The organism is Micromonospora marincola (genome assembly GCF_056150385.1).
The window spans coordinates 14,004-35,745 of the sequence record NZ_JAXCFT010000009.1; the positions used below are offsets into that span (position 1 = coordinate 14,004).

Below are 21,742 nucleotides of genomic sequence, written 5' to 3' on the forward strand. Positions count from 1 at the left end.
GATCGGCTCACTCACCGGGCGGTGGGCCCGTTCGGGGTGGGAGACTTGCCACATGCCCCTCGCCGAGCCGCATGACGACCGCTCCTCCGTGGAGGAACCGGTGGCCGGCGCGCCCGAGGCCGGTGAGGACCCGTCGACGCCCGAGCCCGAGCCCACCCTCCCCGAGCCGGTCCGGCAGCGGATCGTCACGTTGACCGCCGCGGTGCTGCCCGGGCTGCCCGCCGACGAGGTGCCGGTGCCGCTGCGGCGGGTCGCCAAGTTCGCGCCCAACCGTCGCGCCCGGCTCGGCGCCCCGGTGATCGCCGCCCAGCTCACCGCCGATCCGCTGTTCCGGCAGCGGGTCACCGCCCGGGTGCTTGCCGACGCCGGCGACCTCGGCGCGGCGGTGGTGGAGGGCACCGCGCCGGCCGCCGCCGACCCGGTCGAGGTGGCCGCCCTGGCCTACCTGGCCCGGCCGCGCGGTTGGCGGGAGCTGATCGAGGCAAGCGGCGCGGCGGTGCGGGCCGAGGCGGACAGCGCGGTCGTGGCCGAGCTGGTCCGGGAGGCCGAGCAGCGGGCCAACCGGGCCGAGCACGACCGGGCGGTGGCCCGGGTCGAGGCCGAGAAGCTCCGCGACGAGCTGGCCCGGGTCCGGGAGGAGCTGGGGCAGCTCCGCGAGGAGGCCCGCCAGTTGGCCCGTACCCTGCGGGAGACCCAGGCCCGGGAGCGCAAGGCCACCGAGATGCTCGCCACCGAGCGGGGCCGGGCGGCTCGCGCGGCGGCCGACGCGGACGCCGAACTGCGCCGCGCCCGGGCGCGGCTGGCCGAGGCGGAGGCCGCGGCCGGGGTGGCCCGGGCCAGCGCCAAGGAGGCCCGTTCGGTCGACGACGCCCGGCTGTGGCTGCTGCTGGAGACGATCGGCCAGGCGGCCGTCGGGCTGCGGCGGGAGCTGGCGCTGGACCCGGTGGACGCGCTCCCGGCGGACTTCGTCGCCGACGCCTTCGCCGACCAGCCGGGGGTCGCGCCGGCCGGCGCGGCGACGCGGGCCCGCGACACCGACGACCCGGCCCGGCTCGACCAGCTCCTCGCCCTGCCCCGGGCGCACCTGGTGGTGGACGGCTACAACGTCACCAAACGCGGCTTCGGCGAGATGTCACTGGAACAGCAGCGCAAGCGGTTGATCACCGGGCTGGGCGGGATCGCCGCGCAGACCGGCGACGAGGTCACCGTGGTCTTCGACGGCGCCGAGCGGATCCACGGGCTGCCGCCGGCGCCGCGCGGCGTACGGGTGCTCTTCTCCCGCAAGGGCGAAACCGCCGACGAGCTGATCCGCCGGCTGGTCCGCGCCGAGCCGGCGGGCCGGCCGGTGGTGGTGGTCTCCTCGGACCGCGAGGTCGCCGACGGGGTACGCCGGCACGGCGCGTACCCGCTCGGCGCCGACTCGCTGGTGCGGCGGCTCGCCCGGTCCTGACGCGCGCCGCGCTATTTGACGCGCGCCGCGCGCTCGTGTTCTCGCGTCCCGGATCAGCGTCCGCTTCCGAGACGGCCGGAGATCTTGGTACGAGATCGCCCCTCTGAGGGCCGCTCCGTACCAAGATCCAGACGGCGATCCGGCATGTTCGACTTCGGGCCGGTGCGCGTCGCTGGGTTGTCGCGTGGCCCGTGATCGACTCCATCTCGGCGAAGTGGCGGGGTCGAGGGTGGCCTGATCGCGCCACTTCGGCGTAGTGGTGAGCGGATGATCGTTTTCGTGATGGCTGCTGCCTCGTTGTCCGGTTCTGTCGTACCCTCCGCTTAGCCTTTCGGTGACCGACGGTGGTGGTCTCTTCCCCGACCGCGACCGGCGACCGCGTCAGGAGGCGTTCATGCTCATCGACTGCGACGGCTGCGGCATCCGCGGCGCCGGCTGTTCCGGCTGCCTGGTCACCGCGCTGCTCGACCCCGACTCGCCGACGGCCGGCCTGGGTCCGGCCGAGCACCGCGCGATCGAGGTCTTCGCCCGTGCCGGCTTCGACGTGGAGGTGCTGGCACCGACTGCCGCACCCGCGCCCGCACCCCGCCGCGCCACCCGCCGTCGGGTCGCCTGACCCGGCCCCTCGGCCCGCGCCGCCCTTCGCCGGCGCCGCCCCTCGGCGCCGCCCTTCGTCGGCGCCGCCCCTTCGGCCGGCTGATCCGGAAGCTGGGGCCCACAACCGCCGGCACCCGGAGCGCGTGGGTGCAGATCCGCCCCGGGCACCCGGGTCGGCCCGCCCCGATCGGGCAATAGGATGGGCGGTCACAGCGGGAGGGGAGCGGCATGCTGCGGACGGGTCGCGACGGCGGGGTGGGGCGGTGACGCCGCGCGGCTGGGCGCTGCTGACCCTGGCCGGGCTGGCGGTGGCGCTTGTCGTGGCCGTGGCGCTGCTGGTGCCGTGGAGCCGCCCACCGGCGCCCCGCGCCGACCAGCTCGCCGCGTTGCGGGCGCTCCCCGTCGAGCAGGTGACCCGCGGCCGGGCGTTCCACGGCGCGCTGCGCCCCGCCGGCTGGTCGGCGCTCGCGCTCGGGCTGGTGGTGGCGCTGCTGCTCGGGCTCACCCCGCTGGGCGGGCGTCTGGTCGAGCTGGCCGGCCGGCCCTTCGGCGGGCACTGGGTCGCCCAGGCGGTGCTCGGCGGGCTGGGCGTCGTGTTCCTCGCCGACCTGCTCACGCTTCCGTTCTCGGCCTGGCGGCACACGGTGCTGGTGCGTTACGGGCTGAGCACCCAGGGCTGGGGCGGCTGGACGGTCGACCTGCTCAAGTCGTACGCGGTAAGCGCGGTCATCGGCGCGCTCGTGCTGCTCGGCTTCTACTCGGTGGTCCAGCTCGCCCCCCGCTGGTGGTGGGCGTTCGGCGCGGCCGGCGCCGCCGCCCTGGTGGTGGTCCTGTCGTTCGTGCTGCCGGTGCTTGTCGAGCCGGTGTTCAACAGGTTCACCCCGATGGAGCCCGGCCCGCTGCGCACGGAGCTGACAAGCATGGCCGCCCGGGACGGCGTCCCGGTCCGCGACGTGCTTGTCGCCGACGCGTCCCGGCGGACCCGGGCGGTCAACGCCTACGTCTCCGGGCTCGGGCCGACCCGGCGGGTGGTGGTCTACGACACCCTGCTGCGCGAGGCCGAGCCGGCGGAGGTGACGAGCGTGGTCGCGCACGAGCTGGGGCACGCCAAGGACCGGGACGTGTGGACCGGCACGCTGATCGGCGCGCTCGGCGCCGCCGCCGCCGTGGTGGCGCTCTACCTGGTCGGCTCCTGGACGCCGCTGCTGCGCCTGGCCGGCGTCGACTCGATCGCCCAACCGCGGGCGTTCCCGCTGCTGATCGCGCTTGTCACGGTCGCCGGTCTGCTCGCCACCCCGGTGCAGGCGCTTGTCTCCCGCCGGGTCGAGGCACGGGCCGACGCGCACGCGCTGGCGCTCACCGGCGACCCGGCGACCTTCGAGGCGATGCAGCGCCGGCTGGCCGGGGTGAACCTGAGCGATCCCGATCCGCCGCGCTGGGAATACCTGTGGTCGGCCTCCCACCCGTCCACGGTGGAGCGGATGGCCGCCGCCCGCGCCTACGCCAGGGAGCACGGTCGATGAGCCGCACCCTGCTGATCACCAACGACTTCCCGCCCCGCCCCGGCGGCATCCAGTCCTTCGTGCACAACCTCGCCGTACGCCAGCCACCCGGCTCGGTGGTGGTCTACGCGTCGAGCTGGCGGGGTTCGGAGAAGTTCGACGCCGACCAGCCGTTCGAGGTGGTCCGGGAACGCACCAGGGTGCTGCTGCCCACGCCGTTGGTGGCCCACCGGGCGGCCCGGCTGGCCCGGGCGTACGACTGCGACAGGGTGTGGTTCGGCGCGGCGGCCCCGCTGGGGTTGCTGGCGCCGGGGCTGCGCCGGCGGGCCGGGATCCGTCGGGCCGTGGCGCTCACCCACGGGCACGAGGTCGGGTGGGCCGCGCTGCCCGGGGCGCGGACGGCGCTGCGCCGGATCGGCCGGGGTGTCGACGTCACCACCTACCTCGGTGAATACACCCGGGTCCGGCTGGCCCGCGCCCTCGACGGGCTGACCGAGCTGCGTCGGCTCGCGCCCGGCGTCGACGTGGAGACCTACCACCCCGACGTCGACGGCGAGGGGGTCCGGGCGCGTCTCGGGCTCGCCGACCGGCCGGTGGTGGTGTGCGTGTCGCGGCTGGTGCCGCGCAAGGGGCAGGACGCGCTGATCCGGGCGTTGCCCGAGATCCGCCGCCGGGTGCCGGACGCCGCGCTGCTCGTGGTCGGCGGCGGACCCTACCGGGCGACGCTCGCGAAGCTGGCCCGGCAGGCCGGGGTGGAGCGGGACGTCGTCTTCACCGGCTCGGTGCCGGCGGCCGAGCTGCCCGCGCACTACGCGGCCGGCGACGTCTACGCGATGCCCTGCCGCACCCGCAACCGCGGTCTGGACGTGGAGGGCCTCGGCATCGTCTACCTGGAGGCGAGCGCGACCGGGCTGCCGGTGGTGGCGGGCGACTCCGGCGGCGCGCCGGACGCGGTCCGCGGGGGCGAGACCGGATACGTCGTCCCGGGCCGGGATGTCGCCCAGCTCGCCGACCGGGTGGCCACCCTGCTGGCCGACCGGGACCTGGCCCGTCAGCTCGGCGCTGCCGGCCGCGCCTGGGTCGAGCGGGAGTGGCGCTGGGAGACCCAGGCCGAGCGGATGGCCGCCCTGCTCGCCGGCTGACGACGCCGAGCGCGCCACCAGCCCACGCCGAACCCCCTGACCACCTGGGCCGCCCGCCCTACCCGGACGCGCCGTCCGCCCGCCCCCGAGCGCGCCCCTCCCGAGGGGAGGTCGTGGCGCTCCGGACGGACGGCGCGGGCCTGTCGGCGGCGAGTTGTTAAACGGGGGCCCTTTCTCTACCGGAGGCGTTAAGCGGGGCCCCCTGCTTACGCTCGGCCGCGCGGTGGGCGAGCCGGCCCGGCCACCAGGTACTTGCGCCCAGGTCGAGGGTCAGCGCCGGGATCAGCAGGCTGCGCACCAGGAACGTGTCGAGCAGGATGCCGACCGCCACGATCACCCCCATCTGCACCGACGGCACCAGCGGCAGCACCAGCAGGGCCCCGAAGGTGGCCGCCAGCACGACACCGGCGCTGGTGATCACACCGCCGGTGACGGTGAGCGCCCGCAGCACGCCGAGCCGGTGCCCGATCAGCGCGGTCTCCTCCCGTGCCCGGGTCATCAGGAAGATCGTGTAGTCCACGCCGAGGGCGACCAGGAACAGGAACGCCTGTAGGGGGACCCCGACGAACAGGTGCGGGTGGCCCAGCGCGCCGAGCAGCAGCCCGGCACCGCCCATCGCCGCCGCGTACGTGAGGATCACGCTTGCCATCAGCAGCAGCGGCGCGACAAGCGCCCGGAGCAGGAGCACCAGGATCACCAGGACCACGGCGAGCACCAGCGGGATGACCACCCAGTTGTCCCGGTCCACCGTGCGCCGCTCGTCGAGCAGCATCGCGGTCCGCCCGCCGACGAGCGCCTCCGCGCCGGGTACGGCGTGCACGGCATCCCGCAGCCGGGTCACCGTGTCCCGGGCGGCGCTGCTGTCCGGGACGTCGGTGAGGACCGCGGTGACGCGTACCCAGCGCCCGTCGGCGGACCGCTGTGGCTCGGTGACGTCGGAGACGCCCGGCACCGCGCGGGCGGCGGCCACCACCCGGTCCATCGCGCCCGCGACGGCCACCACCTCGACCGGCGCGGCCGACCCGCCCGGGTAGTGGTCGGCGATCAGCCGCTGCCCGGTGACCGAGCCGACCTCCGTGGTGAAGGACTCGTCGTCGGGCAGGCCGAGACCGAGGTTGCCGATGCCGAGGGTCAGCACGAGCAGGGCGGCGGTGGTGCCCACCCAGACCATCCGCGGCCGGCTGCCGGCCAGGCGGGCGATCCGCCGCCACACCCCGTGGTCGGCGGCGCGGTCGTCGGCGTCCACGCCGGGGGCGTACCGGGGCACGAACGGCCAGAACAGCCACCGGCCGAGCAGCACCAGGAGCGCCGGCAGCAGCGTGGTCATCGCGAGCAGCGCGGCGACGATGCCTACCGCGCCGACCGGGCCCAGCCCACGGGTCGTCGGCAGGTCCGCCGCGAGCAGGCAGAGCAGCCCGAGCGCGACCGTCGCCGCGGAGGCGCAGATCGCGCCGTACGAGCGGCGCAGCGCCATCGCCATCGCGGTGTGCCGGTCGGCGTGCCGGCGCAACTCCTCCCGGTAGCGGGCGATGAGCAGCAGGGCGTAGTCCACCCCGACGCCGAAGACAAGCACGGTCAGGATGGTCTGACTCTGGAAGTCCACGGCCAGCCCGGCGTGCCGCGCCAGCAGGTAGACGGTGGCGCCGGCGAGCTGGTTGGCGACCCCCACCGCGATCAGCGGCACCAGCCACAGCACCGGACTGCGGTAGGTGATCAGCAGGAGGAGGGCGACAGTGACCGCGGTGGCCAGCAACAATGCCCCGTCCATCCCCCCGAACGCGTCGAAGACGTCGCTTTCGGCCGCCGCGTCGCCGGTCAGCGCGGTCCGCAGCCCCGACGGCACGTCATCTGCCAGTCGCTCCTTCATGGCGCTCACCACCTCGGCGCGCCGCTCCTCGTCGAGGCTCACCGGAAGCGAGAACAGCAGTGCCCGGCCGTCCGCGCTCGGCGTCGGCGGGGACACCACGCCCCCGTCGGCGTACCCGGCGAAGGCGGCCCGGTCGGCGTCGGCCCGGGCCCGGTCGGCGGCGGTGAGGCCGCTGTCGCGGACGTACACGGCGATGGCCAGTTGCCGCCGGGAGTCGGGGAACGCGTCCTCGACCCGCTGCGCGGCCCGGCTGCTCTCGACGCCGGCCGGCAGCGCGCCGAGCGTCGAGTTGTCCTGTGCCTCGCCCAGCTTCACGGCGAGCGGGCCGGCGACCGAGAGCAGCACCAACCAGAGGACGAGGACGGCATATTTGCCACGGCGTCCGGCCGGTAGGCCGGCTGTTCGGTGCGGGGCCATCACATTTCCTCTCGTCTTCGCTCGGGGTGTGCCGGGGGCTTCCTCGATCCTGCGCACGGGCCGGCCCGGGGTCAGGGGTGCCGACCCGCCTCCTCGGGTGGTGCCAGCACCACCGGAAACCGGGCGGCCATGCCGCAGAATGACGTTCGTGGAGGCTTCGGCACGCGCGTGGCTCCGGGTCCGGCTACGGCCCGGTGCGGTCACCGTCGTCCAGGGGGTGCTGATCGCGCTGCTGTCCCTGGGCACGCACGTGGCGCTGTTCGTGCTGTCCGTGGTCGCGCTGGGCCTGATCCCGGTCTTCGGCGTCGGGTTGGCGCTCTTTCCGGTGGTGACCGCCGGGGTTCGGCTCTGCGTCGGGCTGCACCGCCGGCTGGCCCGCTGGGGTGGCGTCGAACTGGCCACGCCCTACCTCCCGGCGCCGGAGGGCGCGTGGTTCGGCACCTGGCGACGGTTCCGCTGGGTGGTGTCCGACCCGGCGACCTGGCGGGATCTGGCCTGGCTGCTGCCGGGCGTGGTCACCGGCACGGTCTGCCTGCTCACGTTCGCCCTGCCGGCGTACGGCCTGGAAGGCCTGGTCGGATTGCCGATGGTGCTGTACACCGCCGGCTTCTGGTACGGCTACGGCCCGTTCTGGCCGATCGACAGCACCGTCCAGGCCCTGCTCTGCTTTCCGATCGGGGCGTTGCTGCTGGTCGTCGGTGTGGCCGCCGGGCGCTGGCTGGTCTGGTTGCACGTCTGGTTCGCCGGCCTTCTCCTGCAGCCGACCCGCGGCGCCGAGTTGGCGCTGCGGGTGCGGCAGCTCACCGTCACCCGGGCCGACGCAGTGGACGCGCAGGCCGCCGAGCTGCGCCGGATCGAACGGGACCTGCACGACGGCGCGCAGGCCCGCCTGGTCGCGTTGAGCATGAGCATCGGCCTGGCCGAGCAGTTGGTGGGCGCCGACCCGGAGGCGGTCCGCCGGCTGCTCGCCGAGGCCCGGGAGACAAGCGGCCAGGCCCTGGCCGAGCTGCGCGGCCTGGTCCGCGGCATCCACCCGCCGGTGCTCGCCGAGCGCGGTCTGCCCGGCGCGGTACGGGCGCTGGCGCTTGCCGTGCCGCTGCCGGTGGAGGTCAGCGTCGACCTGCCGGGCCGGCCGGCGGCCCCGGTCGAGTCGGCCGCATACTTCGCGGTCGCCGAGGCGCTGGCGAACGTGGGCAAGCACAGCGGGGCGACCCGGGCATGGGTGGAGCTGCGGTACACCGCCGGGCGGCTGACCATGGTGGTCGGCGACGACGGCCGGGGCGGGGCGACGCCGGCGGCGGGCGGCGGCCTGGCCGGGACCGGTCGCCGGCTGGCCGCGTTCGATGGCACGATGACGGTGACCAGTCCGACAGGTGGACCCACCGTCATCAGCATGGAGCTGCCGTGCGAGTTGTCATCGCCGAGGACCTCGCCCTCCTCCGGGACGGGCTGACCCGGATCCTGGAGGCGTTCGGCTGCCAGGTGGTGGCGGCGGTGGACAACGGACCGTCGGTGCTGCCCGCGTTGACCACGCACCGGCCGGACGTCGCGGTGATCGACGTACGGCTGCCGCCGACGTTCACCGACGAGGGGTTGCAGGCGGCCGTGCGGGCCCGCGCCGAGATGCCCGGGCTGCCGGTGCTGGTGCTGTCCCAGCACGTCGAGCAGCTCTACGCGCGGGAGCTGCTCGCCGATCGGCGCGGCGGGGTCGGCTACCTGCTCAAGGACCGGGTGTCGCACGTGGATCAGTTCGTCGACGCGGTGCGCCGGGTCGCGGCCGGCGGCACCGTGATGGACCCGGAGGTCGTCGCCCAACTGCTGGCCCGCCGGGCCGGCGCCGAGCCGCTCGGTGAGCTGACCGCGCGCGAGCGGGAGGTGCTCGGGCTGATGGCCGAGGGCCGGTCGAACGCCGCCATCGCCGCCCGGCTCTTCGTCACCGCGAAGGCCGTCGACAAGCACATCAACAACATCTTCAGCAAGTTGCGGATGCCGCAGTCCGGCGACGACAACCGGCGGGTGCTGGCCGTGCTGGCCTACCTGGACGGTTCGGACGCCCGCCGCCCGGCCGGCTGACCGCGCCGCCCGCCGCCCGCGCGCGGTGCGCGGTGCGCGGTGTTAAGCGGGGGCCCCTCCTCTACCGGAAGCGTTAACAGGGGGCCCCGCCTTACCTCCGGGGGCGGGGCCGGGGCGGCCGAAGTGCCAGCCCTGCCCGGCGTCGCAGCCGATGGCGCGCAGCCGGTCCGCCTGGTCGGCCGTCTCCACCCCCTCGGCGGTGACGGTGAGGTCGAGGGCGTGCGCCAGCGAGACAAGCGAGGCGAGGATCCGCTCGTCGGTGCGCCCGCCCGGGTCACCGGCAGGGGCGCACAGCCCGGTCACGAACTCGCCGGCCACCTTGAGTTCGTTCACCGGCAGGTCCCGCAGGTACGCGAGGTTGCAGTAGCCGGTGCCGAAGTCGTCGATGGCCACCCGGACGCCCAGGTCACCCAGCACCCGCAGGGCCCGGACCGGCTCGACCACGGTGCTCATCATGGTGCTCTCGGTGATCTCCAGTTGCAGCCGGTCCGGGGGCAGGCCGGTGCGGCCGAGCACGCCCTGCACCTCGGGTACGAGGTCGGGCCGGTGGAGCTGGCGCACGGCCAGGTTGACGCTGACGAACGGGGCGTCCGCGCCCGCCGCCGACCAGGTGCCCGCCTCGCGGCACGCCTCGGCCAGCACCCAGCTCCCCAGCCGGACGATCAGACCTGTCTCCTCCGCCAGCGGGATGAAGCTGTCCGGCCGGAGCACCCCCAGCTCCGGGTGGCGCCACCGCACCAACGCCTCCATGCCGAGCACCCGGCCGTCACGCAACGACGTGAGCGGCTGGTAGTCCAGGTAGAACTCGCCCCGGTCGAGCGCGGCGGGGATCGCCGCGGACAGCGCGTACCGGGACAGCTCGCGGCGGTTGCGGTCGGCGTCGAACAGCGCCCAGCGGGCCCCACCGGCGGCCTTGGCCCAGTGCAGCGTGCTGTCCGCCGCGCGCATCAGCTCCATCGGCGAGGTGCCGGCCACCTGTCGCTCCACGATGCCGATGCTTGCCGAGACGGTCAGCTCGTGCCCGTCGACGAGCGCCGGCTCACGGATCGCGTCAAGCGCCGCCTCGGCGACCTTCACCGCGTCGTCGGTGCCGGCGGTGCGCTCCACCAGGATCACGAACTCGTCGCCGCCGAGGCGGGCCACCAGGTGCTCGCCCAGCGCCCGGCGCAACCGGTGCGCCACCGTGACCAGCAGCGAGTCGCCGACCTGGTGGCCGAGGGAGTCGTTGACCACTTTGAAGCGGTCCAGGTCGAGGAAGCAGACCCCGACCCGGTCGGCGCCCCGGCCGGGCGCGGCGATCGCGGCGGTCAGCCGCTCGGTGAACAGGGTGCGGTTCGGCAGGTCGGTAAGCGGGTCGTGGGTGGCCTGGTGCCGGAACCGGGCCTCGCTGTCCCGCAGCGCCCGTTCGGCCTGCGCCCGGGCCATCATGGCGGCCCGCCGGATGGACTCCTGCTCGTCGAGCGTGCGGTCGCGCAGCGCTCGGGAGTACCCGGTGGCGACGGTGGCGAGCAGCCGGGCCATCCGGTCCTCGGCGTCGTCGACGACCAGGTCGAGGTCGCGGACCAGCCGGAGCTGGATCACCTCGACGGTGCGGCCGAGCCCTTCGGCGGAGGCGATGTGCGACTGCACCAGCTCCGCGCCCACCTGCTGGCCGATCCGCAGGTCGAACGGGTCGGCGCGCATCGCCTCCGCGAGCCGTTCGGTGAGCCGTTGCAGCACCTCCTCCAGTTGGGCCTGGGTCATCGGCAGGTAGCTGGTCCCGGAGACCGCCTTGGCCCAGGCTCGGGCGAACACGCCGGGGCGGCGGCCGGCGGCGCCTGTCGCGTCGTCAGTCACCGAGCCGCCCGACCCCGCCCATGAAGACCGCCCGCTCGGCGTCCTCCGCCTGGTCGGGGGCGTCCGGCCGCCACTGCGGCACCCACACCACGCCCGGGTCGACCAACTCGAAGCCGGCGAAGAGCGCGGTCAACTCGGTCCGGCCGCGGATGAAGAGTTGGCTGTCGGTGCGCCGGTAGACCCGCTCCGCCTCGGCCCGCTCGCCGGTGCCGGCGCGGCCGTCGTCGCTGGCCTGGGAGAGCACCAGGTGGCTGCCGGGCGCCAGCGCCGCGCGCAGCGTCCGCAGGATCTCCTCCGGGCGGTCGGAGTCCGGGATGAAGTGCAGCACCGCCACGATCAGCACCGCGACCGGCTGGGAGAAGTCGAGCAGCCGGGTGACGTCCGGATGGCCCAGGATCGCCGCCGGGTGGCGCAGGTCCTCCCGCACCACGACGGCCCGCTCGTTGCCGGCCAGGATCTCCTGGCTGTGTGCCACGGCCACCGGGTCCACGTCGACGTAGACCACCCGGGACTCCGGGTCGATCCGCTGGGCGATCTCGTGCACGTTGCCCACGGTGGGGATGCCGGAGCCGATGTCCAGGAACTGGCGCACCCCGGCGTCGAGCAGGTGGTGCACGGCCCGGCGGAGGAAGGCGCGGTTGGCCTGGGCCATCAGCGGGGCCTCGGGCACCGCCTCCACCATCGCCCGGGCGGCGGCCCGGTCGGCCGCGAAGTTGTGCGAGCCGCCCAGGTAGTAGTCGTACATGCGGGCCACGCTCGGGCGCTCGATGTCGATCGTCTCCGGTGCCCAGTCCGGCCGCTGCATGTCCCTGCCCCTTGGGTGTCGGCGACGCGCGGCGTCACCGCCGCGCGGATCACCGGGTATTCTGCCCGCCCGCCGTCGCGGTGCAAAGACCACAGTCGTTCCGCGTCCGGCCGTTCACCGTACGCGGTCGGCCGTCCCGAAGCGCCGCAGGGGCCCGCGTCCGGCGTACGGACGGGGCCCCCGCGGCGACGGGCGTCAGAACTTGGGCGCGTCCGGGGCCTCCAGCAGCCCCAACCGCAGCGCGGTCATCAGCGCCTGGGCCCGGTTGGCGGCGCCCAGCTTCTCGTAGAGCTTGGAGATGTGGGTCTTGGCGGTCGACTCGCTGACGAAGAGCTGCTTGGCGATGCCGGCCACGCTCATGCCGTCGGCGAGCAGCCGCAGCACCTGGCCCTCCCGGGGGGAGAGCTGCGGACCGGACGGCGCCAGCCGGCGCTTCATCGCCTCGGCCAGGTCGGCCGCGGTGAACGCGCTGGGGGAGGAGGCGGCGTGCCGGGCGGCGGCCACCACCTCGTCGGCCGGGGCGGTCTTCGGCACGAAGGCGCTCGCGCCCGCCTCCAGGGCGCCGAAGAGCTGGTCGTCACCGGCATACATGGTGAGCACGACGATGCCCATCGACGCGCTGGACTTGCGCAGCGCGCGGGTGGCCTCCAGGCCGCTGCCGTCGGGCAGTCGAAGGTCCATGATCACAACGTCCGGCTGGAGCGCGCCGGCCTGACGCACGCCTTCCGCGGCCGTGGCGGCCTCGCCCACGACCTCGAACTGCCGGTCCCGCTCGAAGGCGTGCCGCAGACCCTTGCGGATCAGGTCGTGATCGTCGACAAGGAGGACCTTGGTACGTGTGGCCGGTGTCGGGCTAGTGGTCATCCTCGGGTTACTCCCCTTCTGCTGCTGCGGCGCTGCCGCGCACCTTATCGCGCCGGGGCGACGAACCGAGGACCACCGCCACTGTTGTGCCGCTGGGTTGCCGCGGCCTGATCTCCAACCGGCCCCGGATACGTTCCGCCCTCTCCGCCATGATCGCAAGACCATAGTGCCCCTCGGGCCGCTGGTCACCGATGCCGTGACCGTCATCCGACACTTCGATCCGGGCGTACGGGGGATCAACCTCACACGTGACCCAGAGGTTCGAGGCCCCGGCGTGCTTGCGCGCGTTCGTCACCGCCTCCTGCGCGATGCGCAGCAACTCCGCCTCGGTGGCGGCCGGCAGCCGGGCGGTCGACTCGTCCAGGGAGAGGTTCACCCGCAGCCCGCCGGAGGCGCCGACGGTGCGGGCGTACTCGGCGATGGCGGCGGCCAGGCCGCCGTGCCGGTCCACCTCGCTGCGCAGCTCGAACAGGCTGAGCCGCAGCTCCTGGATCACCCGGGTGACCTCCTGGCGCAGCGTGCGCAGCGAGTCGGCGGTCTCCTCGGCGTCGTCGTGCACGGTGGCCAGGGCGTTGTCGATGCCGTAGCCGACCATGACCAGCTCCTGGGCGACCCCGTCGTGGATCTCCCGGGCCAGCCGCTGCCGCTCCTCGTTGGTGGCGAGCGAGCGCACCTCGTCGAAGAGCAGGGCGGCCTCCAGCCGCAGCGCGGCCGGGCCGGTGAGCGCCGTCACCCGGGACACCACAGGCGGCGGGTACGCGGCGCCGGCGTCCGCCTCGATGACGACGAGGCCGACCGTGCGCACGCCCGCGACAAGCGGCACGATCAGGGCGGACACCTCGCCGGAGTGCCGGGACCGGGCCTGCGAGCGGGCCGAGACGGTCGGCTGCTGGCTGGCCCAGGCGTCGGCGATGGCCGAGTCGGCGTCGAGCGTGGTCTCCCAGTCGACCCGGTCCGCGCCGATCTGCGCGAGCACCACCAGCCGGCCGCCGCCGCTGGCGGAGAGCACCGCGCCGCGGTCGGTCTTCGCCACCATCCGCAGCTCCTCCAGCAGGTGCTCGGAGATGCCCCCCGGATCAAGCGTGGCGCCGGGCAGTTGGCGGGCGACCGTCCGTAGCTGGGTCAGCAGGCGGGTCGCTTCGGCGTACGGCTGGGGTTTGCTCTCGCCGCGGACCCGCATCACCCGCTGGAGCGTGCCGGCGGTGTAGAGGCCGAGGGCGGCCAGGATCAGCCACTGGGCGCAGACCGTGAGGTAGCCGACCTGGCCGAGCTGCGGCTCGCCGCCGACCTCGGTGAACGCGGCGCTCGCGAGCAGCGTCGCCGCGGCCACCACGAGCAGCGCGGCGCCCTCGCGGAACCGGCGACGCAGGGCGGTGACGGTGACCGGCACGGCGAGGTAGGGCAGCACCGCCGATGCGCCGAGCCCGCCGGTGGCGCCGCTGAGCTGGGTGTCGGCGGCGACCTGACTGGCGGCCAGCCCGAGCACCACCACCTCGGCGAAGCGGCTGATCGGGGCCAGCAGCCGGTGCTGCGGGGCCAGCACGCCGGGCAGCCCGGCGACGCCCAGCAGGGCGATCCACCAGAGTTGGGCGGGGTCGCGGGTGGCGAACAGGGTCAGGGCGGCGACAAGCGCGAGGAGGACCGCGCGGGCCGCGGCGGCGAGGAGCTGCGTCTGTGGCTGACCGGATGTGGAGGCGGGCACCTGACGGATGGTAGTCAGCGTCGGTAGATCTCCGCGATCTCCGTGGCGTACGTCTTGTGCACGACCTGCCGTTTGATCTTCAGCGACGGGGTCAGCTCGCCTGTCGCCTCGGTGAAGTCCTGCGGCAGGATCCGGAACACCTTGATCGCCTCGGCCTTGGAGACGGACTGGTTGGCCTGGTCGATCGCGGTCTGGACCTCGGCCCGCAGCGCCTCGTCGTCGCGCAGGTCGGCCGCGGTGGTGGTCTCCGGTCGCCCGTGCCCGGCCAGCCACTTCGGCAGCGCCTCCTCGTCGATGGTGACGAGCGCCGCGATGAACGGTTTGCGGTCGCCGACCACCATGCACTGGCTGATCAGCGGGTGCGCCCGCACCTGGTCCTCAAGCACCGCCGGGGCGACGTTCTTGCCGCCGGCGGTCACGATGATCTCCTTTTTCCGGCCGGTGATGCTGAGGTAGCCGTCCTCGTCGAGCTGGCCCAGGTCGCCGGTGCGGAACCAGCCGTCGGTGGTGAGCGCCTCGGCGGTGGCCGTCTCGTTGTGCCAGTAGCCCCGGAAGACGATGTCCCCGGAGATCAGGATCTCGCCGTCGTCCTCGATCCGGACGGTGACGCCGGGCAGTGGCCGGCCGACCGTGCCGATCCGGGTGCCGGTGGGCAGGTTGGCGGCGGCGGCCGGCGCGGTCTCGGTGAGGCCGTACCCCTCGCAGATGGTCACCCCGACGCCGCGGAAGAAGTGGCCGAGCCGGGCGCCGAGCGGCGCGCCGCCGGAGATGGCGTCGCGGCACCGGCCGCCCAGCGCCGCGCGCAGCTTGCCGTAGACCAGCCGGTCGAAGAGGGCGTGCTGGGCGCGCAGCGCCAGCCCCGGCCCGCCGGGCAGCTCCTGGGCCTCGCTCCAGGCGATGGCGACCTTCTCCGCCCGGTCGAAGATCGAGCCCTTGCCGTCGGCCTCGGCCTTCTGCCGGGCGCCGTTGTAGACCTTCTCGAAGACCCGGGGTACGGAGAGCACGAACGTCGGCTTGAACTCCTGGAGTTCGCCGACCAGGTTGCTGGTGTCCGCGCAGTGCGCCATGGTGACCTGCGCCTGCACCACGCCGACCTGGATGAGCCGGGCGAACGCGTGTGCCAGCGGCAGGAAGAGCAGGGTGGACGCGCCCTCCCGGAACAGGTTCGGCAGCACCGGCACCGCGTTGGCGATGTCGGCGTAGATGTTGCGGTGGGTCAGCACGCAGCCCTTGGGCCGGCCGGTGGTGCCGCTGGTGTAGATGATCGTGGCGATGTCGTCGGCCTTGAGCATCGAGCGGCGTACCTCGATCTCGGCCGGGTCCACCGACTCGCCGGCGGCGACCAGCCGGGTCACCGCGTCCAGCTCGATCTGCCAGATCTCGCGCAGCTCGGGCAGCCGGTCCCGGACGCCGGCGACCAGGGTCGCGTGGGCGGTGCTCTCCACCACCACGGCCACGGCGCCGGAGTCGTCGAGGATCCAGGCGGCCTGCTCGGCGCTGGAGGTCTCGTAGATCGGCACGGTGACCGCGCCGACGGCCCAGATCGCGTAGTCGAGCAGGGTCCACTCGTAGCGGGTGCGGCTCATCAGCCCGACCCGGTCGCCGGGGGAGATGCCGGCCGCGACCAGGCCCCGCGCCACCGCGACCACCTCGTCCCGGAACTGCCGGCAGGTCACCTCGGTGCGGGCCGGCGCTCCGGCGTCGCCGGCGATCCGGACGAACTGCACGGTGTCCGGGGCGACCTCGGCGTTGTTCCAGACCGGGTCGGTCAGGTTTGCCGCGTCGCCGACGGTGACGATCGGCGGGACGGAGAACTCGCGCACCTGCACTCCCTCGTGCTCGCACCGGCGGGGGCCCGGCCTGGTCGGCTCAGTCGAAACCTACCCGCCCGCGCGGGTGGGCGGCCGGGTAGCCTCCCCCCATGGCGGACTCCTCCACCCAGTCGATCACCATCGGCGCGTCACCGGACCGGGTGGCGGCGGTCATCTGCGACTTCCCCCGCTACCCGGAGTGGACCGAGGCGGTGCGCGCGGCCGAGGTGGTCGAGGAGTACGAGGACGGCTACGCCAGCCAGGTCCGGTTCACCCTGGACGCGGGCGTGCTGGCCGACGAGTACGTGCTTGTCTACGAGTACGCCGAGGACATCTCCCGGATCGAGTGGCACCTGGCCGCGCCGTCGAAGATGCAGCGGTCCCAGCGCGGGTCGTACGACCTGGTGGGCAACCCGGACGGCACGACCACGGTGACCTACACGCTCGAGGTGGAGCTGTCGGTGGCGATGCTCGGCATGTTCCGTCGCAAGGCCGAAAAAATGATCATGGATGCGGCGTTGAAGCAGCTCAAGCGCCGGGTAGAAGCACCAGGTGCGGCAGACTGATTCCGTTCGCCGTCCCGGTCGTCACGCTTGAGGAGCCGAGCCATGGGCACCACCGATCCGGGCTCGGCCCGGGAAGAGGCCGAGCGCCTCGTCGTCAGTCTGCTGGCCGCGGCGCGGCTGGCCGCCACCCCGTCCGGCGCCGGGGGCCCGCTCGGTGGGATCCTCTCGGGTGTCCTCGGTCACACGACCGCCGGCAACGCCGCCGGTTTCGCCACCGGGTCGCCGGAATGCTGCGTCTGCCCGGTCTGCCGCGGGATCGCCGCCTTGCGTGACCCGAGTCCGGAGTTCGCCGAGCGGCTCGCCACCGGCGCCGGTGACCTCGCGGCCGGCGTGGCAAGCGTGCTGCGGGCGTTCGCGCCCACCGAACGGAGCGAGCCGGCCGAACCTGCCGAACGGAGCGAGCCGGCCGAACCTGCCGATCCGGCCGGACCCGTCGGGCCGGCGGCCACCACGACGCCTGCCGGTCCCGGTGGTCCCGCGCCGACCGGGTCGGGTGACCACGTGTGGCGCGAGGCGACCCGTACCGGGCATGATTCTCAGCCGGCGCCCGAGCAGGACGTATGGTCCGCCGCCACTCGGGACGAGCCGGCGGCGGGCCGGCCGCCGACCGGTCGTCCCGTGGTGCCCGCCTCGCGGGCGTCCGGGGAGGCGGGCGCGGACGCACCAGGCGACGGGGCCTGACCACCGGACATCCCGGGTACGCACGGCCGGTTCGGCCGGTGCCGGGGCAGCACAGCAGAGGGGAGTGGCGGCGGTGACGCTGACCATCGGAGTCGACGTCGGTGGCACGAAGGTGGCCGGCGGTGTCGTGGACGACACCGGCGCGGTAATCGTGCAGACGCGACGGGACACCCCCGCCGACGACGTGGCCAAGACCCGCGACGTCATCATCGAGGTGGTCACCGAACTGTCCGCCGGCCGCACCGTCGAGGCCGTCGGCATCGGCGCGGCCGGCTGGATCGACGCGGCCCGCTCCACCGTGCTCTTCGCCCCCAATCTGGCGTGGCGGGACGAGCCGCTGCGCTCCTACGTCAGCAACGCCACCGGCCTGCCGGTGATCGTGGAGAACGACGGGAACGTGGCCGCCTGGGCGGAGTTCCGCTACGGCGCGGCGCGCGACGCCGACGACTCGATGGTCATGTTCACCATCGGCACCGGCGTCGGCGGCGGCATCGTGCTCGGCGGCGAGCTGGTCCGCGGCGCCAACGGCATCGCGGCCGAGCTGGGGCACATGCTCACCGTGCCGGACGGCCACCAGTGCGGCTGCGGCCGGCTGGGCTGCATCGAGCAGTACGCCAGCGGCAGCGCCCTGGTTCGCTTCGCCCGGGCCGCCGCCCGGCAGGAGCCGCACCGGGCCACCGCGTTGCTGGAGCTGGCCGACGGCGAGGCCGAGGCGATCACCGGCCCGATGGTGACCGCCGCGGCCAAGGGCGGCGACCCGGTCTCCACCGAGGCGTTCGCCCAGGTCGGCCGCTGGCTCGGGACCAGCCTCGCGGACATGGCGCAGATCCTCGACCCGCAGGTGCTCGTGGTCGGCGGCGGCGTGATCGACGCCGGCGACCTGCTGCTCGGTCCGACCCGGCGCTCGTTCACCGAGGCGCTGGCCCAGCGCAGCCGCCTGCCGGTGGCGGAGGTGCGCCCGGCCGAGCTGGGCAACACCGCAGGCGTGATCGGCGCCGCCGACCTGGCTCGGCGGGTCTGACGTGCCGGGTCCGGGAGTGCCGCTGCGGGTGCTGTCGTACAACGTGCACAGCCAGCGCGACGACACCGCCGCGCTGGCCGAGGTGGTCCGGCAGGCCGCGCCGGACGTGGTGATCGTCCAGGAGGGACCGCGCCGGTTCCGGTGGCGGCAGAAGTGCGCCACGCTCGCTGACTCGTTCGGCCTGGTGTTCGCCGCCGGCGGCCTGCCGTCGCTTGGCAACGTGCTGTTGACAAGCCTGCGCGTGCGGGTCACCGACACGAGGTGCGAGCGCTACCCGCTGACCCCGGGCCGGCACCTGCGCGGGGCCGCGTACGCGCGGTGCCGGGTGGGCGGCGTCGACTTCCTGCTGGCCGGCTCGCACCTGTCCACCGACCCGGCGGAGCGACCCGCCCAGGCGGCGGCGTTCAAGCGGGCGCTCGCCGCGTCCACGCTGCCGGTGGTGGCCGGCGCGGACCTCAACGAGGGGCCGGACGGGCCGGCCTGGCGGACCGTGGCCGAGGGGCTTACCGACACCGCCGTCGCCGCCGACCGGGCCGACCGGCACACGTTCTCCTGCGCCGACCCGCGCCGCCGCATCGACGCGCTCTTCGTCGACCCGCGGATCAGCGTGGTCGACTACGACGTGGTCGACACCCCGACGACCCGCCGGGCCAGCGACCACTTCCCGGTCCTGGTCGACCTGCTGCTGCCCGCCGCCGACTGACCCCACGACGGTCGGCCGGCGCCCGACGGGCGCGAGCCGCGTGGTGCCGCGCGGTACGGGCTACGGCGGTGCGGACTGTGGGCGGTGCGGGGCGTGCGGCACGCGTCGCGCGGTGCGGCCGGTCCGGGTGGTTACGGAACGTGAGATCCCCGTGGGTGGGGCATGAGGCCCGCTGGCGCCTTTGCTCTGCAGCCCCATACGCATCGGTTACCCATGGTAACTATGGGGGCGAGGTGTGACCCGAAGCTCCTTCCGGGAATGACCAGTTCACTGCCGCGCTGCGTCCGTGGCTGCAGAGCAAAGGCGGGAGAAGGGCACCGCGGTGGCCCGGCCCCGTCCTCACTCTGCGTGAATCGGCGGACGGTGACCGAGCGTGAAGATGCGTTCCCGGTGAACCGTGTCGACACTCGGGTGGCTGGACAACGGAGGGCATTGTCGGCAGGATTTCGCACCGACCCGGCGCGCGTGCCGTACGAAGGAGAATTCGCGGTGTCCTCCCCCACCGACCCCACCGATCCCGGTCGCTCCGATCCCGGTCGCTCCGATCCGGTCTCCGACCGGGGCGACACGGTCTGCGTCATCGGCGCCGGCGCCAGCGGGCTGACCGCTGTGAAGAACCTTCGCGAGGCCGGTTTCGGCGTGGACTGCTACGAGCGGGAGACAGGCGTCGGCGGGGCGTGGAACTGGCGGCACGACCGCAGCCCGGTGTACGCCAGCACGCACCTCATCTCGTCCCGGCCGTTCACCCAGTTCCCGGACTTCCCGATGCCCGACGACTGGCCGGACTACCCGCACCACAGCCAGTTGCTGTCCTACTTCGAGCGCTACGCCGACCACTTCGACCTGCGGCAGCACGTCTGGTTCGGCACCGAGGTGGTCCGGGTCGAGCCGGTCGAGGGGGACCGGTGGGACGTGACCACCCGCAGCACCGGCGGCTACGGCCCCGAGCGCACCTCCCGGTACGCGGCCGTGGTGCTGGCGAACGGCCACAACTGGTCGCCCAAGCTGCCCCGGTACGAGGGGCTGGCGGAGTTCCGCGGCGAGGTCATGCACGCCTCGTCCTACAAGGACCCGGCCCAGCTGCGCGGCAAGCGGGTGCTCGTGGTCGGCGCCGGCAACACCGGCTGCGACATCGCGGTCGAGGCGGCCCAACAGGCGTCGCACTGCTGGCACTCCACCCGACGCGGCTACTGGTACGCCCCGAAGTTCGTCTTCGGCCGCCCGGCCGACCAGGTCAACGACACACTGCTGGCGCTGCGGGTGCCGCTGCGGGTGCGGCAGTGGCTCTATCACTGGACGCTGCGGCTGACCGTCGGCGACCTGACCCGGTTCGGCCTGCCGAAGCCCGACCACCGGGTCTACGAGACGCACCCGATCGCCAACAGCCAACTCGTCTACTACGTCGGGCACGGGGAGATCACCCCGGTGCCCGACGTGGCCCGGTTCCACGACCGCACGGTCGAGCTGACCGACGGCCGGCGGATCGACCCGGAGCTTGTGGTGTTCGCCACCGGCTACCTGCCGCGCTTCGAGTTCATGCAGGGCCGGGTGCTCGGCGACGAGGACGGCTCCGGGCGGCCCCGGCTGTGGCTGAACGCCTTCACCGCCGGCCACCCCACGCTGGCCGTGGTGGGCCTGGTGCAGCCGGACTCCGGCATCTTCGCGATCTCGCACTGGCAGAGCGCGCTCTTCGCCCGGCTGCTCACGCTGCGCACGACCCGGCCGGAACGCGTCGCGGCGTTCGACCGCCGGGTCCGCGCCGGCCTCGGCGAGCGGTACTCGGCGAAGGTCAAGGACAGCACCCGGCACTGGTTCGAGGTCGGGCACGCCGACTACCTGCGCGCTCTGCAACGGGCCTGGTACGAGCTGGAGGACAGCAAATGACCAGCGAACGGGTGCGGGTGGTCCGGGCCTGGGAGTGGGCCCGGCCGGAGCGGCCGGTGCGCCGCGAGGTGCTGGCCGCGGTGCCCGAGCAGGAAGAGGCCAAGCCGCCGCTGCTGTTCGTGCCCGGCTTCGGCCACGGCGCGTGGGCGTTCGCCGAACACTGGCTCGGCCACGCCGCCGGGCGCGGCTTCCCGGCGTACGCGCTGAGCCTGCGCGGGCACGGCGGCAGCGAGCCGGCGCCGGAGGCGACGCTGCGGGCGTACACCCATGACGTGACGCAGGTGGCGGCGAGCCTGCCGCGGCAGGCGGTGCTGGTGGGGCACGGCGCCGGCGCCCGGGTGGTGGCGCACGCGCTGGCCCGCTATCCGGCGCGGGCCGCGGTGCTTGTGGCGCCGGTGCTCGGCGGCTGGCCGACGTTCGGCGCGGCGCTGCGCCGCAACCCGGTCGGCACGCTGCCGGCGGTCTTCGGCGCCGGCCTGCGGCTCAACCGGCGTCAGCTGTTCAGCCGGGAGCTGTCCGACGCCGACGCCCGCCGGCACGTGGCCCGGCTGGGCCGGGCCGGCCGCCGCGCGCAGTGGCAACTGCTCACCGGCCGGTCGCCGGAGCCGGCGGTGGGCCGGCCGCCGGTGCTTGTGCTCGGCAGCCCCGACGACCGGGTGCTCCCGGCGACCGCGTTGACCCGGGCGGCCCGCCGCTACGACTCGGCCCCGCTGCTCTTCCCCGGCATGGGCCACGACCTGATGCTCGACGCCCGCTGGCGGGAACCGATCGACGCGATCCTGGACTGGCTGGACAAGGACCCGGCGCCCACCACCGGCTAA

General features: G+C 74.4%; 18 protein-coding genes. 12 read left to right on the forward strand and 6 right to left on the reverse strand.

The features are described 5' to 3' along the window. Positions 1-52: 52 nt before the first annotated feature. The 4 genes from SM450_RS19510 (at position 53) to SM450_RS19525 (ending at position 4,691) form a co-directional block, all read left to right on the forward strand. Positions 53-1,450 carry an NYN domain-containing protein gene (locus tag SM450_RS19510; RefSeq protein ID WP_474621174.1) on the forward strand — a complete coding sequence of 466 codons (1,398 nt, stop codon included), beginning with the start codon at positions 53-55 and terminating at the stop codon, positions 1,448-1,450. A 394-nt stretch (positions 1,451-1,844) separates the two neighbouring features. Beyond that, complete coding sequence (locus SM450_RS19515) at positions 1,845-2,066, forward strand: hypothetical protein (protein WP_474621345.1); 222 nt, start codon at positions 1,845-1,847, stop codon at positions 2,064-2,066. 244 nt (positions 2,067-2,310) lie between these two features. After that, positions 2,311-3,570, forward strand: coding sequence for a M48 family metallopeptidase (locus SM450_RS19520; protein ID WP_474621175.1), 1,260 nt, complete (start codon positions 2,311-2,313; stop codon positions 3,568-3,570). After that, positions 3,567-4,691 carry a glycosyltransferase family 4 protein gene (locus SM450_RS19525; RefSeq protein WP_474621176.1) on the forward strand — a complete coding sequence of 375 codons (1,125 nt, stop codon included), beginning with the start codon at positions 3,567-3,569 and terminating at the stop codon, positions 4,689-4,691. Before SM450_RS19520 ends, SM450_RS19525 begins: the two co-directional genes overlap by 4 nt. A gap of 157 nt (positions 4,692-4,848) precedes the next feature. On the opposite strand, the gene SM450_RS19530 is transcribed toward SM450_RS19525, so the two are convergent. After that, entirely contained in the window at positions 4,849-6,975 is a 2,127-nt protein-coding gene (locus SM450_RS19530) for an MMPL family transporter (protein ID WP_474621177.1), read from the reverse strand. Between the two features lie 139 nt (positions 6,976-7,114). Between SM450_RS19530 and SM450_RS19535 the strand changes: the two genes are divergently transcribed. Together SM450_RS19535 and SM450_RS19540 are read left to right on the forward strand one after the other, a co-directional pair. Then, positions 7,115-8,428, forward strand: coding sequence for a sensor histidine kinase (locus SM450_RS19535; protein ID WP_474621178.1), 1,314 nt, complete (start codon positions 7,115-7,117; stop codon positions 8,426-8,428). Continuing rightward, complete coding sequence (locus SM450_RS19540) at positions 8,380-9,048, forward strand: response regulator (RefSeq protein WP_474621179.1); 669 nt, start codon at positions 8,380-8,382, stop codon at positions 9,046-9,048. The genes SM450_RS19535 and SM450_RS19540 overlap by 49 nt, the downstream gene beginning before the upstream one ends. A 42-nt stretch (positions 9,049-9,090) precedes the next feature. Here the strand turns inward: SM450_RS19540 and SM450_RS19545 are convergent, their stop codons facing one another. From SM450_RS19545 to SM450_RS19565, 5 genes are all read right to left on the reverse strand, one after another. Beyond that, positions 9,091-10,884, reverse strand: a complete 1,794-nt coding sequence (locus SM450_RS19545; protein WP_474621180.1) for a putative bifunctional diguanylate cyclase/phosphodiesterase — start codon at positions 10,882-10,884, stop codon at positions 9,091-9,093. Further along, entirely contained in the window at positions 10,877-11,689 is an 813-nt protein-coding gene (locus tag SM450_RS19550) for an SAM-dependent methyltransferase (RefSeq protein ID WP_474621181.1), read from the reverse strand. Before SM450_RS19550 ends, SM450_RS19545 begins: the two co-directional genes overlap by 8 nt. Before the next feature lie 195 nt (positions 11,690-11,884). Further along, positions 11,885-12,553, reverse strand: coding sequence for a response regulator transcription factor (locus SM450_RS19555; RefSeq protein ID WP_007072219.1), 669 nt, complete (start codon positions 12,551-12,553; stop codon positions 11,885-11,887). A 7-nt stretch (positions 12,554-12,560) separates the two neighbouring features. Then, entirely contained in the window at positions 12,561-14,255 is a 1,695-nt protein-coding gene (locus SM450_RS19560) for a sensor histidine kinase (protein WP_474621182.1), read from the reverse strand. A gap of 14 nt (positions 14,256-14,269) precedes the next feature. Then, positions 14,270-16,078: an AMP-dependent synthetase/ligase gene (locus tag SM450_RS19565; protein WP_474621183.1), complete on the reverse strand. Its 1,809-nt coding sequence runs from the start codon at positions 16,076-16,078 to the stop codon at positions 14,270-14,272. A 98-nt stretch (positions 16,079-16,176) separates the two neighbouring features. Here SM450_RS19565 and SM450_RS19570 point away from each other — a divergent pair, with 98 nt between their 5' ends. The 6 genes from SM450_RS19570 (at position 16,177) to SM450_RS19595 (ending at position 21,742) form a co-directional block, all read left to right on the forward strand. Further along, a complete protein-coding gene (locus SM450_RS19570) occupies positions 16,177-16,632 on the forward strand; it encodes an SRPBCC family protein (protein WP_474621184.1) in 456 nt (151 codons plus the stop codon). A 42-nt stretch (positions 16,633-16,674) separates the two neighbouring features. After that, positions 16,675-17,313 (forward strand): hypothetical protein, encoded by a 639-nt coding sequence (locus SM450_RS19575; protein WP_474621185.1) that lies wholly within the window; start codon positions 16,675-16,677, stop codon positions 17,311-17,313. Positions 17,314-17,386: 73 nt separating this feature from the next. Then, positions 17,387-18,334 carry an ROK family glucokinase gene (locus tag SM450_RS19580; RefSeq protein ID WP_474621186.1) on the forward strand — a complete coding sequence of 316 codons (948 nt, stop codon included), beginning with the start codon at positions 17,387-17,389 and terminating at the stop codon, positions 18,332-18,334. Between the two features lies 1 nt (position 18,335). Then, entirely contained in the window at positions 18,336-19,037 is a 702-nt protein-coding gene (locus SM450_RS19585; RefSeq protein ID WP_474621187.1) for an endonuclease/exonuclease/phosphatase family protein, read from the forward strand. 489 nt (positions 19,038-19,526) lie between these two features. After that, complete coding sequence (locus SM450_RS19590; protein ID WP_474621188.1) at positions 19,527-20,921, forward strand: flavin-containing monooxygenase; 1,395 nt, start codon at positions 19,527-19,529, stop codon at positions 20,919-20,921. Beyond that, positions 20,918-21,742, forward strand: a complete 825-nt coding sequence (locus SM450_RS19595) for an alpha/beta hydrolase (protein ID WP_474621189.1) — start codon at positions 20,918-20,920, stop codon at positions 21,740-21,742. Before SM450_RS19590 ends, SM450_RS19595 begins: the two co-directional genes overlap by 4 nt.